This is a genomic window from Streptomyces sp. NPDC007905 (genome assembly GCF_042959345.1).
GTDB lineage: Bacteria > Actinomycetota > Actinomycetes > Streptomycetales > Streptomycetaceae > Streptomyces.
The window spans coordinates 342,646-354,915 of record NZ_JBIBKS010000004.1 but is presented as its reverse complement, the minus strand read 5'-3'; the positions used below and the strand labels follow the sequence as shown (position 1 = coordinate 354,915).

The 12,270-nt window shown below is 71.9% G+C and carries 14 protein-coding genes; 7 read left to right on the top strand and 7 right to left on the bottom strand.

What is annotated here, in order from left to right:
- Together ACFZDC_RS10335 and ACFZDC_RS10330 are read left to right on the top strand one after the other, a co-directional pair.
- Positions 1-1,020, top strand: coding sequence for a TIGR03842 family LLM class F420-dependent oxidoreductase (locus ACFZDC_RS10335; protein ID WP_391322130.1), 1,020 nt, complete (start codon positions 1-3; stop codon positions 1,018-1,020).
- A gap of 127 nt (positions 1,021-1,147) precedes the next feature.
- Positions 1,148-2,701, top strand: coding sequence for an NCS1 family nucleobase:cation symporter (locus ACFZDC_RS10330; RefSeq protein ID WP_391322128.1), 1,554 nt, complete (start codon positions 1,148-1,150; stop codon positions 2,699-2,701).
- Positions 2,702-2,742: 41 nt separating this feature from the next.
- On the opposite strand, the gene ACFZDC_RS10325 is transcribed toward ACFZDC_RS10330, so the two are convergent.
- Positions 2,743-3,237 (bottom strand): DUF3515 family protein, encoded by a 495-nt coding sequence (locus ACFZDC_RS10325; RefSeq protein ID WP_391322126.1) that lies wholly within the window; start codon positions 3,235-3,237, stop codon positions 2,743-2,745.
- Between the two features lie 106 nt (positions 3,238-3,343).
- Between ACFZDC_RS10325 and ACFZDC_RS10320 the strand changes: the two genes are divergently transcribed.
- A complete protein-coding gene (locus ACFZDC_RS10320; protein WP_391322125.1) occupies positions 3,344-3,886 on the top strand; it encodes a redoxin domain-containing protein in 543 nt (180 codons plus the stop codon).
- 7 nt (positions 3,887-3,893) lie between these two features.
- On the opposite strand, the gene ACFZDC_RS10315 is transcribed toward ACFZDC_RS10320, so the two are convergent.
- The 5 genes from ACFZDC_RS10315 to ACFZDC_RS10295 all read right to left on the bottom strand — a co-directional run bounded on the left by ACFZDC_RS10315 (position 3,894) and on the right by ACFZDC_RS10295 (position 7,321).
- Complete coding sequence (locus tag ACFZDC_RS10315) at positions 3,894-4,559, bottom strand: hypothetical protein (protein WP_391322123.1); 666 nt, start codon at positions 4,557-4,559, stop codon at positions 3,894-3,896.
- Between the two features lie 150 nt (positions 4,560-4,709).
- Positions 4,710-5,264 carry a hypothetical protein gene (locus ACFZDC_RS10310; RefSeq protein ID WP_391322122.1) on the bottom strand — a complete coding sequence of 185 codons (555 nt, stop codon included), beginning with the start codon at positions 5,262-5,264 and terminating at the stop codon, positions 4,710-4,712.
- Entirely contained in the window at positions 5,242-6,525 is a 1,284-nt protein-coding gene (locus tag ACFZDC_RS10305) for a WXG100 family type VII secretion target (protein WP_391322120.1), read from the bottom strand. The genes ACFZDC_RS10310 and ACFZDC_RS10305 overlap by 23 nt, the downstream gene beginning before the upstream one ends.
- The gene (locus ACFZDC_RS10300; protein ID WP_391322118.1) at positions 6,525-6,824 is read right to left on the bottom strand and encodes a DUF6317 family protein; all 300 of its coding nucleotides are present in this window, start codon (positions 6,822-6,824) and stop codon (positions 6,525-6,527) included. Before ACFZDC_RS10300 ends, ACFZDC_RS10305 begins: the two co-directional genes overlap by 1 nt.
- Positions 6,821-7,321 (bottom strand): SAV_915 family protein, encoded by a 501-nt coding sequence (locus ACFZDC_RS10295; RefSeq protein WP_391322116.1) that lies wholly within the window; start codon positions 7,319-7,321, stop codon positions 6,821-6,823. The genes ACFZDC_RS10300 and ACFZDC_RS10295 overlap by 4 nt, the downstream gene beginning before the upstream one ends.
- A gap of 478 nt (positions 7,322-7,799) precedes the next feature.
- Here ACFZDC_RS10295 and ACFZDC_RS10290 point away from each other — a divergent pair, with 478 nt between their 5' ends.
- Positions 7,800-8,345, top strand: coding sequence for a hypothetical protein (locus tag ACFZDC_RS10290; RefSeq protein WP_391322113.1), 546 nt, complete (start codon positions 7,800-7,802; stop codon positions 8,343-8,345).
- A gap of 133 nt (positions 8,346-8,478) precedes the next feature.
- On the opposite strand, the gene ACFZDC_RS10285 is transcribed toward ACFZDC_RS10290, so the two are convergent.
- The gene (locus ACFZDC_RS10285; protein WP_391322211.1) at positions 8,479-8,946 is read right to left on the bottom strand and encodes a cytochrome d ubiquinol oxidase subunit II; all 468 of its coding nucleotides are present in this window, start codon (positions 8,944-8,946) and stop codon (positions 8,479-8,481) included.
- Positions 8,947-9,365: 419 nt separating this feature from the next.
- Here ACFZDC_RS10285 and ACFZDC_RS10280 point away from each other — a divergent pair, with 419 nt between their 5' ends.
- From ACFZDC_RS10280 to ACFZDC_RS10270, 3 genes are all read left to right on the top strand, one after another.
- The gene (locus ACFZDC_RS10280) at positions 9,366-10,211 is read left to right on the top strand and encodes an inositol monophosphatase family protein (protein WP_391322111.1); all 846 of its coding nucleotides are present in this window, start codon (positions 9,366-9,368) and stop codon (positions 10,209-10,211) included.
- An 88-nt stretch (positions 10,212-10,299) separates the two neighbouring features.
- The gene (locus ACFZDC_RS10275; RefSeq protein ID WP_391322109.1) at positions 10,300-11,709 is read left to right on the top strand and encodes an FAD-dependent oxidoreductase; all 1,410 of its coding nucleotides are present in this window, start codon (positions 10,300-10,302) and stop codon (positions 11,707-11,709) included.
- Complete coding sequence (locus ACFZDC_RS10270) at positions 11,706-12,251, top strand: O-acetyl-ADP-ribose deacetylase (protein WP_391322107.1); 546 nt, start codon at positions 11,706-11,708, stop codon at positions 12,249-12,251. The genes ACFZDC_RS10275 and ACFZDC_RS10270 overlap by 4 nt, the downstream gene beginning before the upstream one ends.
- Positions 12,252-12,270: the final 19 nt, after the last annotated feature.

Here is a 12,270-nt window from a genome sequence, read left to right as displayed (position 1 = left end):
ATGGACTTCGGACTCGTCCTGCAGACCGACCCGCCGGCCTCCCGCGTCGTCAGCCTGATGAAGCGGGCCGAGCGCAACGGCTTCACCCACGGCTGGACCTTCGACTCCGCCGTGCTGTGGCAGGAGCCGTTCGTGATCTACAGCCAGATCCTCTCCAACACCTCGAAGTTGAAGGTCGGCCCGATGGTCACCAACCCGGGCACCCGCACCTGGGAGGTCACCGCCTCCACCTTCGCCACCCTCAACGACATGTTCGGCAACCGCACGGTCTGCGGCATCGGCCGCGGTGACTCAGCGATGCGCGTCGCCGGACGCAAGCCGAACACCCTGGCCAGGATCAGCGAGGCCATGAAGGTCATCCGCGCCCTCGGCCGCGGCGAGGAGGCCGACCTCGGGGGCACGAAGATCAGGTTCCCCTGGATCGGGCCGGGCGCCGAACTCCCCGTCTGGATGGCCGCGTACGGGCCCAAGGCGCTGAAGATGACCGGCGAGGAGGCCGACGGTTTCATCCTCCAGCTGTCCGACCTGTACCTGACCGAATACATGGTGAAGACCGTCAAGGACGCGGCCGCGGCCGCCGGCCGCGACCCGTCCGAGGTCACCATCTGCGTGGCCGCCCCCGCCTACGTCACCGAGGACGACTCGCCCGAGGCACTCGCCCACGCGCGTGAGCAGTGCCGCTGGTTCGGCGGCATGGTCGGCAACCACGTCGCCGACCTGGTCGCCAAGTACGGCGAGCACTCCTCCCAGGTCCCCGACGCACTCACCGACTACATCAAAGCACGGCAGGGCTACGACTACGCCCACCACGGGCGCAGTGGCAACCCCGACACCCAGTTCGTGCCCGACGAGATCGTGGACCGCTTCTGCGTGATCGGCCCCGCCGAGAAGCACGTCGAGAAACTGAACGCGCTGCGCGAGCTGGGCGTCGACCAGTTCGCGGTGTACGACATGCACGACGCCCAGGAAGCCACCATCGACGCCTACGGCGCCAAGGTGATCCCGGCCGTCAACGCCTGAGCGACGTACACGAGTCGATCTCTCCCTCCCGCCGTCCCGGGAGGGGGCCAGGGCGCTTCCCCGCGCACCCCCCTCGGAGCCACCCGCACGGCCTCTCCCGTCCCACCCCTCTTCGATTGGCCTGCCCATGACCGACACCGCTCCCACGGCCATACCGCCGACCGCTCAAGTCACCCTCGCCGACGGCCGGGTGGAAATCGCCCCTGATTCGCCGCAGCCCAGCGGCCCCTACGCCAACGAGGACCTGCTCCCCGTCCCGGTGGCGAAGCGCACCTGGACGACGTACAACTTCTCCGCGCTGTGGGTCGGCATGGCCCACAACACGGCCTCCTGGACACTGGCCTCCGGTCTGATCGCCGTCGGCATGGACTGGAAGCAGGCCGTCTTCACCATCGCCCTCGCCAACCTCATCGTGTTGGTGCCCATGCTGCTCACCGGGCACGCGGGGCCCAAGTACGGCATCCCCTTCCCGGTCTTCGCCCGCGCCTCCTTCGGCGTGCGCGGCGCCAACCTCCCTGCCGTCGTGCGGGCGTTGGTGGCCTGCGGCTGGTTCGGCATCCAGACCTGGATCGGCGGCGAGGCCATCTACTTCCTCGCCGGCAAGCTCATCGGCGACAGCTGGGCGAACGCCTCGCACATCGGCGGCTACGCCTGGACCATGTGGCTGTCGTTCGCGATCTTCTGGGTGGTCCAGGTCGCCATCATCTACCGGGGCATGGAGACCATCCGCCGCTTCGAGAACTGGGCCGCGCCTTTCGTGCTGGTCGGCGCGTTCGTGATGCTGTGGTGGATGAGCAGCAAGGCCGGCGGCGTCGGCCCACTGTTCGACCAGCCGTCCAGGCTGGGCTGGGGCGGCGACTTCTGGAAGCTGTTCTGGCCCTCCCTCATGGGCATGATCGGCTTCTGGTCCACGCTGTCGCTGAACATCCCCGACTTCACCCGGTACGGCAAGAGCCAGAAGGCGCAGACCTGGGGTCAGGCCCTCGGCCTGCCGACCACGATGACGCTCTTCGCCTTCCTCTCCGTGCTCGTCACCTCCGGTTCGCAGGCGGTGTACGGCAAGCCGGTCTGGGACCCGGTCCAGCTCGCCGCCAAGACGGACAATGTGGTCGGTCTGCTCTACGCCCTGGTCACCGTGCTGGTGGCGACCCTGTCCGTGAACATCGCGGCCAACCTGGTCTCCCCGGCCTTCGACTTCTCCAACGTCGCGCCCCGCAAGGTCAGTTTCCGCACGGGCGCCCTGATCACCTCGGTCCTCGCCGTGCTGATCTTCCCGTGGAAGCTGTACTCCGACCCGCAGGGTTACATCTTCACCTGGCTCGGTCTGGTCGGCGGCCTGCTCGGCACGGTCGCGGGCATCCTCGTCGCCGACTACTGGGTCCTGCGCCGCACCCGCCTCACCCTCGCCGACCTGTACCGCACGGGCGGCCGCTACTGGTACGCGGGCGGCTGGAACTGGCGGGCGGTGGTCGCCTTCCTGGTCGGCGGCGTCCTGGCCATCGGCGGCGCGGACTTCCATCCGCTGATCGACGGCCGTCCCGTTCCCGCCCTCAAGCCTCTCGCCGGCTACGGCTGGGCGGTGGGCCTCGGCACCTCGCTGGTGCTGTACCTGGTGCTGACACTGCTGACCGGACGCAAGCAGGAGACCGCGGAGCCCGTTCACCCGGTGGAGGCCGTCTGAGCGGTGACGAGGCGTCCGGCGGCCGGTGGCCGCCGGACGCGTCAGTGGCCCTGGGAGTCCAGGCAGTGCGACCGCTGCGCGAGCGGGGCGACGGCCTCGGACAGGCCGATCAGCACCTCGTCCACGGCCCGCACACCGGGCGCGATCGTCACTTCCACGGCGGGGTCACGGCCGTAGGAGACGAGGACCTTCCTCCCCGACTGCCGGGAGCCCGCCTGTTCGATCAGCCAGTCCACACCGTTCACGCTCACGCACGGATCCAGGGAGGGTCCCGGCGAGGTCAGCCCGCACCGGGCCGTGACGGCGCCCCCGCCCCACGCCTCGGCGCCGGTCACCCCCACCCCTTCGCGGCCGTGGCCGTCGAGGCGTGCGGGCCACCGACCGGCCAGGCCCGCACACGCCGCGCCGGACGCCCGCTCGGCCGCGCGCAGCCCGTACCGCGGACCGCTGTCGTGCCCGGCCCACCACCCCCAACCGGCCGCCGCCACCACGACGGCCAGCGCTCCGGCCCCGATCGCGTACCGCTTCCCCACCACAGCCCCCGTGTGTCGTGGTCCCGGCGTCCGCCGGAGATCGCCCCGCTCGGAACCTACAACACCCCAATGTCCCTGCCGCACCCGGCTGTTGCGATACTCGTTCGTCGTGAAGACGAGACCCTTGCTGTGGACCGCGGCCTGCCTGGCGCTGGCCTCCTGCCACGCGGGAATGGCCACTCCGAGCCCGGCCGAGGAGAAGAGCGGGCCCCTGCCCGCCGGACAGCGCGCGGCCGCGCCCGAGTTCGCCGGAGACAGCCTGGACGGCAAGCCGCTGCGGCTGTCCGACTACCGCGGCAAAGTCGTCGTACTCAACGCGTGGGCCTCCTGGTGCGGCCCCTGCCGTGCCGAGGCGCCCGAACTCAACGCGGCGCAGAAGCACTTGGCGGCCAGGGGCGTTCAGGTCCTCGGACTCAACACCGACTCGGACACCGGCAGCGGCCGGTCCTTCCAGCGGGACCACCACCTGGCCTACCCCAGCTTCAGTGACCCCGCCGGCCGCAAGGTGCTGAGGTTCCCCAAGGGTTCGGTGCCGCAGGGCGTGCCGTTCACGGTCGTCATCGACACCCGGGGCAGGATGGCGGCCGTCCACTCCGGCCTCGTCACCGAGCGGGAGCTGCGCGACCTGGCACTGCCCCTCGTACGCTCCTGAGGGGCGGTCAGCCGGACCGGCCGCCCTGCAGCGCGGCCACGGCCGCCTTGGCGGCCTTGATGGCCCCCTTGTTGATCTCGTCGGTGCTCGGAGCCTTCTTCGTCTCGAAGTCGCTGCCGTTGTAGGTGACGATCACCAGAGCGTTGGAGACGCGGGCCAACACCACGCCCTCACGGGTCTGCTGCTTGTCCTCCGTGGAGAGGTTCACGATGGAGTAGCCGGTGTCCCCGAGCCCCGGAACGGCCCCTCCGCCGCTCTTCTCGGTGACGCGCTGCTCGTACTCCTTCTTCGCCTCCTGGTCCGAGCCGGAGATCTCGAAGGAGACGTCGAGCCAGCGGTAGTCGTACCCCGCGAGGGCGTTCCAGGAGCAGGTGCGGCGCAGTTGGGTGTCGGTCGAGGGAATCTCCCTGCCCGCCGTCCTGGCACCCGGCACCAGGGACTTGATGGTCGCCACGGGCACGCTGGAGCAAGGGGAGGGCGCGGTGGCGTACGTCTTCGACTCCGCGGTCGAGGACGGCGCGGAGGCCTGCTCGGTGGGGGCGTGCCGAGTCGGCAGGTGCTCGGCGGCGGTCGGTGCGGCTGGGCCCGACGTCAGCGCCCAGCCCGCGCAGGCGAGCACGGCGACCGGCGTGAGGCGCGCGATGAGGGCGAGCGGCAGAGGAAGAGAACGCACGGCGCACTTCTCGTGGGGGAGGGGCGGGGCAGGGGTCCGTGGGGTGGGCGGGGACGACAGTGTCACACGGCTGCCGGTGGGGCGGAAGTGCCAACTCGCTGCGTACCCGGCCGGTCACGGCAGCCCCCGGAGGATGCACTGCTTTGCCCCTTATGCGCCCTCGCGGGTCACCGATCCGGCGCCGTGCTGCTCGAGCCAGCGGCGGGCGCCGACTTCACTCGGGTACTCGCGGACGGTGAGCCAGGCGACGAGCCAGCCGGCGACGTACGCGGCGAAGGCCGGCATGACGGGAGCGGCGAGCAGCACCAGCCCGCGACCCAAGGCGATCCGGCCCGGGACACGCCTGTCGTGGTCGCGCTTGGCCTGGCGGGTCCGGGTGGGATCAGGGGGATCCAGAAGCGCCTCGCGGTGGCCGCGGCGCTGCGTCGTCCAACCCCATACCGAGGTCACGACGGACGCGGCCACCTGCACGCCGTCCCACACGACACGCACGGTGGACGGCAGCAGGTCGCGGACCCCCGAGTACAGGCCCAGAGCGAAGAGGCAGAACAGGGCCATGGCGAGGATGACGAAGACGGTCGTACGGGCGCGGCACAGCCAGTAGAGCGCGCCGCGCCGGTACCACGTCCGCCCCAGCTTCGGCAGGGCAGGGACAGGGACGGGGAGCTCGGGGTCCGGGGCCTCAGAAGATGCTCGTGACGCCATGCCAGACATCCTTTGCCAGTCGCTTTCCGTCGTCGACGGTCTCGGTGACGACGTGCTTCGTCCCGGTCAGCACGCCACCGACCACCCCGTGGTCGTGAATGTCCTCGCTCCAGTGCTCGTGGAAGGCGTGATCGAGGACGGAAGTCGCGGCGACCACGGTGCCGACACCGACCGCGGCGACGGCGACGGCACCCTCGACGGGCAGAGCCGCCGTGATCGCCGCACCGGCGGCCAGGCCCCCGAGGGCGACCCCGCCGTCGACGGCCACGGAGTGCTGCCAGGACCAGCCCTTGTCGTGGTCGTCCTTCGCTTCGATCAGACCGCAGGCGGCTGCCGCGGCGACGTCCAGGACCGGAAGCTCCCTCAGCGCGTCCGGCAGCGCCTCCAGCCCCTTGCCCATGCGCAGCGCGTCGGCGGCGTCGGCCAGCTTGACGTTCAGGGCACGGTCGTAGGGCAACTTGGTGCTGCCGTTGTCGGCCCGGGCGATGTCCTCCTCCAGCCCGTCGACCTTGGTGACCGCGTCGCGGTAGGCGCTCTTGGCGGGCAGGTCGTCGGGCATTCGTCGGCCCTGCTGCTGGAACACCTTGCGCTCGGCGCGGAGTTGCTTCTTGGCGGCCTGCGCCTCGGCCTTGGCCGCGTCGATGTGCTGGCGGGCCTCGATACCCCCGGCCCGGGCGTCCTCGGCGTCGTACGCGTACAGGCCGCGCAACGCGTCGTACAGGGTGACCTTGTCCCCCGGGGACACCGAGTCGTCCTTCGACGTCACCTTGTCGTACAGCCCCTGCAACTGCTGCGCCGCTACCAGTCGCGCGTGCTGGGCGGTGTGCAGGATCTCGTCGCGCGCCTTGGCGTACTCGTTCATCGCGGAGATGGTCTTCTGGTCGTCCGCGCTCGGTGGACTCGCCGTCATGATGGGCTGCGGCGCGCCCTTGGCGTCCGTCGCCACGCCCTTGCGGGCGGCGATGTGCTGCGCGTTCTGCAGGGACGTCTCGCACGTGGACAGGGCGTTGGCGAGCGTTTCGAGGATCTCGCCCGCCGCGTGCACCAGTTCGGCGAAGCCGCCGGCGGCCAGCGCGTCCTCGCTCCACTTGGCGCGGAAGCTCTCGGCCGCCTCGCCCTTCCAGCTCGCGTCACCGACCAGTTTGTCGACGGCGCGGCTGAGCGGCTTGACCACGTCGTCGAGCTTGTCCTTGGCGTTCTTGTACGTCTCGGCCATCGTGCGCAGTCCGCCGATGTCGCCGCCGACCCAGCTCTCACCCATCAGCTTTCACCCGTCATCAGGTCCTCGAAGACACCGTGGACGTCCACGTCGTGCCGGTGGAAGGAGTCCCGCGCGTAGGCGACCTTGTCTCCGTGGTCGTCCATCCGGTCGGCCATGCCGATGTGCAGGGAGATGATGAGGTCCGCGACCTCCTTGATGGCCGAGTCCAGCCCCGCGTCGCCGCCGCTGACCACGGGCGGTGCCACGTCGGGGTGCAACGTGCGGTAGTCGCCGGCCTGCTCGTGGAAGGTCTTCGCCATGGTGGCGAGGTCGTCATAGACCGCCTTGAAGTCGCTCACCGGCGTACCTCTTGCGCGTAGGCGGCCAGGTCGGCCGGCTTCCAGGTGTGCTGCCCGGGCGCGACCTTCGGGTCGAGGAGGACCGTGACGCCCTGCTCGCCCACGCCCTCCGCCAGAGGGCCGAGTGAGGCGGCGACCCACGGCTGTGCCTCGCCCAGCGCCTCCACCAGCTTCTGCGGCGTGGTGAACGCAAAGGCCACGGTGCCGTGAGCGGGATGCTCGAACAGCTCGAAGACGATGAAGGGCACGCGCGCGGGGCGGCCGTCCGTGCCGGTCCCGGCGACGGATCTCGGATGCGCCGGCACGCACACCGGGGTGTGGTAAGCGGGCACACCCGGCTTGGGACGTGGCCGGTCGTCCGTGGCCGGGGTGGGGGGCGGGGCCGCCTCCACGAGGCCCAGCAGATGCGAAGGGCGTGGTCCCCGCTCCGGGACCTCTCGTTCCGGCGGGTCCGGCTCCACGAAATCGAGCAGGCGTGAACGTATCGGCGCCCCCACCGCCGTCACCTCTTCCCCGTGTTTGCGTGGCCGATCGGGCGCGACCACGGTAGCCAGGGGGCAACGGGGCGAATCCGGCTATGTCGGGGTGGTGACCTGGACGTACACCGAACTCATACGACCCCTTGGCCGAGGGCAGGCCGTCCCTTGACCCGTTGCTGAACCGGTGCCCGCCCGGGAGGCCGGCGGCTACGGCACGCTCGCCGTCCACTCGGGGGCCGCGAACGTGGTCCCGGCCGGCAAGCACTCCGGTGGTGGCACCTTCGGCGAAGGAATAGGGCGAGGCATCGAAGGACGGTACCGCGGTACCCGTGACCGCGGAGACCGACCTGAGGAGGAAAACGGTGCCCCCGACGGACGATGACCTGCTCGCCTTCGACACCGGTGGCCTGGAGGACTGGGGCGCGTGCCCGCACGGCTCCGCGTTGATCCGTCGCACGCACAGGGCAAATCCCCCGGCAACCGAAGGAGTCCGCAGATGAACGCCCCTCCGAATTCCGGCGCGCCCCAGCGCCGCCACACCGGGCAAGGCGTCGACTTGAAGTTGCTCGGCATCTATCTCAACGACCACCTCGCCGGCGCCACCGCGGGCACCGAACGCATTGCCCATCTGGTGCGCACCTCCCGTGGCTCCGCGCTCGGCCGCGCACTGGAGCCCGTTGCAGCAGAGATCACCCAGGACCGGACAGCGCTGGTCAGTATCATGCGGGATCTCGGCGTTCCCGTACGCCGCTACAAGGTGTGCGCGGGGTGGGCGGGGGAGAAGGCGGGACGGCTGAAGCTCAACGGTCGCCTGGTGGGGCGCTCCCCGCTCGGCATCATGCTGGATCTGGAAGCGCTGCGGCTGGGGGTTGAGGGGAAGGCGGCCCTATGGCAGACCCTGCGCCGGCTCGCCGTCACGGACGAGCGCCTGGACCCTGCCCGGCTCGACTCGCTGCTCGAACGGGCCCGACGACAGCAGGACACAGTCGAGGAGTGGCGGGTTCGCCAGGCCGAGGAAGCGCTGCGCACGACGGCCGGGTGAGCGCCTGCAGTCACGAGATGGCAGAGCAGACGGAGGCGGAGCAGGGGGCAACGGAACGCACCGCAGTCCGCGAAAGCAACTCACAGACACGCCCGCTGCCGCGGCGGAGTGACAGCGGGCTCGATCGCGCCACTCATCGCGCCGGCCGGTGCCTGGGGGGAGAGGTGTCCGCGCGTTGGAAGGTGCCATAGAGCAGCCAGAGTGCCGGGACCAGCAGGACGGCCCCGCAGGCCAGGGAGATCAGGCAGGCGGAGAGCTCGGCTGGCTGGGAGGCGGCCTGGTCGGCCGTGAGGCTGCCGGCAAGCATGGCCGGGTACTGGGCGGCGCCCCAGGACCAGAGGATTGCGGCGACCGCCAGAGCGGCCGCCGCACGCGCCGCGAGGTAGTGCCGCGTCATCAGCAGCCCGAGGCCCGTCACACCGCTGACTGCGCTGAGCACCACCAGCCACAGCGCCCGGTGCGTGAGCCCGTGGAACAGTTCGGGAGCGTCCGCACGCAGCACCGCTGTACCGGCCAGCGCGAGGGCACCGCTCGCGGCACCGGTAACGACGGCCCGCCGTGCGAAGCTCTGTCGGCGGCGGCCGACCCGTGCGGGATGCAGGGGTACGCGGTGGGCCGCTGAGGACTGGGCCCGGCGCAGGTCGCCGGGCGGCGTCTGCCAGGGGTCTCGCGCGCGTGGGCGCTCCCACCGGCCCGGGCCGCCGGCTCCAGCCTCGGCGGCCGCCGTCGGTTCCGTGCGTCGGTCCTGGCCGGTGGCTCGGCTCGGCGCAGGTCGCCGGGTGGCCCAGCGGCGCCTGCCGGCGATTTTGCGCGTGGGCGCCCCCGTCGGCCGGACCCGCCGGCTTCAGCCTCGGCGCCCGGCCTCGGTTCCGTGCGCCGCTCCGCCGCCTGGCCCCACCGACCTCAACGCGCGCGGGCTCTCCCCGGTGGCCCCCATCGGCACCTGATTTTCATCGTGACTCCACCCGGCATTCACCGTCCGGGCGGGGATTGTCAGCGGCGCGTGCTCTCATGGACCGCATGATCGAAGACACGGAAACCATCGAAGAGTTTCTTCCCCGCTGCTCGGCCGACGTCGAGGAAGCCGTCCGCAAGGCGGCCGCGGCCGAGATCCTGCCCCGCTTCCGCCGCCTCGCGGAGCACGAGGTGGATCAGAAGAGCGGACCGCACGACCTCGTGACCGACGCCGACCGCCTCGCCGAGCAGCAGCTCACCGAGGCCCTCGGCGCGCTGCTGCCCGGCTCGGTGGTGGTCGGCGAGGAGGCGGTGCACGCCAACCCGGCGACGTACGAGGCGATCCTGGGCGACGCGCCGGTCTGGATCATCGACCCGGTCGACGGCACCCGGCAGTTCGTGCACGGCGACGACGGCTTCTGCACCCTCGTCGCGCTCGCCCACCGGGGCGCCGTCCTCGCCTCCTGGACCTACGCCCCCGCCCGCGACCAACTCGCCACGGCCGTCCGCGGCCAGGGCGCCTTCCTCGACGGCGAGCGGCTGCTCGCGGGCCCGCCCGCACCCGGCCGCGACCTCGTCGTCGCCACCTCCCACCCCGACTTCACCACCGACGAGCAGAAGCACGCGCTGCGCGCCCTGTGGACCGACGGCCTCGCCCCGCGCCCGTGCGGCTCGGCGGGCCTGGAGTATCTCGCCGTGGCACGCGGCGAGTTGGACGCCGTCGCGTTCTCCTGGGAGGCCGCCTGGGACCACGCGGCAGGCCTGCTGCTCGTCGAGGAGGCGGGTGGCGCGCACCTCACCCTCGCCGGCGAGCCGTTCCGCGTGACCGGCTCCAACGCGCTGCCGTTCACCGCCGCCCGGGACGCCGCCACCGCCCGCCGGGTCGCGGAACTGCTGCGCACGGGTGCCTGAGGCACCCGGCACGGGGGAGTGTCAGGCCTGCGGCATATCCTGATCCCGAGTGGCCATCGGCTGACGAAGGAGTCCGAAGGTGCCGTCGATGCTCGATGCGGTCGTGGTGGGTGCGGGACCGAACGGACTGACCGCTGCCGTGGAGCTGGCCCGGCGGGGCTTCTCCGTCGCCCTGTTCGAGGCGCAGCCCACGGTCGGCGGCGGTGCCCGCACCGAGGAGCTGACCCTGCCCGGCTTCCGGCACGACCCGTGCTCGGCCGCCCACCCCCTCGGCATCAACTCGCCCGCGTTCCGCGCCCTGCCCCTGGACCGCTACGGCCTTCAGTGGCTGCACGCCGACCTGCCGATGGCGCACCCGTTCCCGGACGGCACCGCTGCCGTACTGGCCCGTTCCGTCGCCGAGACGGCCGCCTCCTTCGGTCCGCGCGACGCGGGCGTCTACCGCAGGCTGGTCAGGCCGTTCCTGCCCAAGTGGGACACGCTGGCCCGGGACTTCATGTCCCTGCCGCTGACCGCGCTGCCACGCGACCCGGTCACCCTCGCCCGGTTCGGCCTGACCGGGCTGCCGCCCTCCACCTGGCTGATGCGCCGCTTCCACGACGAGCGGTTCAAGGCCCTCTTCTCCGGTCTCGTCGCCCACGTCATGGCCCCGCTGGGCGGCTTCGCCACCGGCGCCATCGGCCTGGTCTTCGCGCTGGCCGCGCACGCTCGCGGCTGGCCCGTGGCCCGCGGCGGCTCCCAGGCCATCTCCGACGCCCTCGCCGCCTATCTCGAGGATCTCGGCGGCGCCGTGCACACCGACTACGAGGTCAAGCGCCTGGACGACCTGCCACCCGCGCGCGCGTACGTCTTCGACACCTCGCCCACCGCGCTCGCCCGCATCGCCGGCTTCGGCGGGTACTACGACCGCTACCGCTACGGCCCCAGCGTCTTCAAGATCGACTACGCGCTGGACGGCCCGGTCCCCTGGACCGCCCCCGAGGCCCGGGTCGCCGGAACCGTGCAGATCGGCGCCAGCCGGGCCGAGATCGGCGCCGCCCTGCGCGCCGCGTCCCGCGAGGGACGCGCCCCCGACACGCCGTTCATGATCACGGTGCAGCCCAGCGTGGTCGATCCGACCCGCGCCCCCGAGGGCAAGCACGTCTTCTGGGCGTACGGCCACGTCCCCAACGGCTGGGACGGTGACCTCACGGACGCCATGGAACGACAGCTGGAGCGCTTCGCCCCCGGCTTCCGCGACCGCATCCTCGCCCGCGCCACGGCCGGCCCGGCCGAGATGGCGGCCCGCAACGCCAACTACGTCGGCGGCGACATCTCCTGCGGCGCGGCCTCCGGACTGCAGCTCCTGCTGCGCCCCAGGCTGTCCCCGTTCCCGTACCACACCCCCCACCCGGCCGTCTTCATCTGCTCCTCGGCCACCCCGCCGGGACCCGGCGTGCACGGCATGTCCGGGCACAACGCGGCCAAGGCCGTATGGAGGAGACTGACGCAGTCATGACCAGCATCACCCTCGCCCAGGGCGACATCACCCGGGAGAGCGCCGACGCGATCGTCAACGCGGCCAACTCCTCCCTGCTCGGCGGCGGCGGCGTGGACGGCGCCATCCACCGCCGCGGCGGCCCCGCGATCCTGGCGGAGTGCCGCGCACTGCGCGCCTCCCTCCCCCACTCTCGGCTTCGCTCGAGCGGGGGCACCCCCATCGGCAAGGGCCTTCCCACCGGCCGGGCCGTCGCCACCACGGCGGGCGACCTGGACGCCCGCTGGGTCATCCACACCGTCGGCCCCGTCTGGTCCGCCACCGAGGACCGCTCCGGGCTGCTCGCCTCCTGCTACCGCGAGTCCCTCCGGGTCGCCGATGAACTCGGCGCCCGCACGGTCGCGTTCCCGGCGATCTCCACCGGCGTCTACCGGTGGCCGATGCGGGACGCGGCGCGCATCGCCGTGGAGACGGTGCGCGCCGCGCAGACCGGGGTCGAGGAGGTCACGTTCGTCCTCTTCGACGACCGTGCGTACGAGGCGTTCGCCGCGCAGCTCCGCTGAGGGTGCGCGGGCGGGCCCG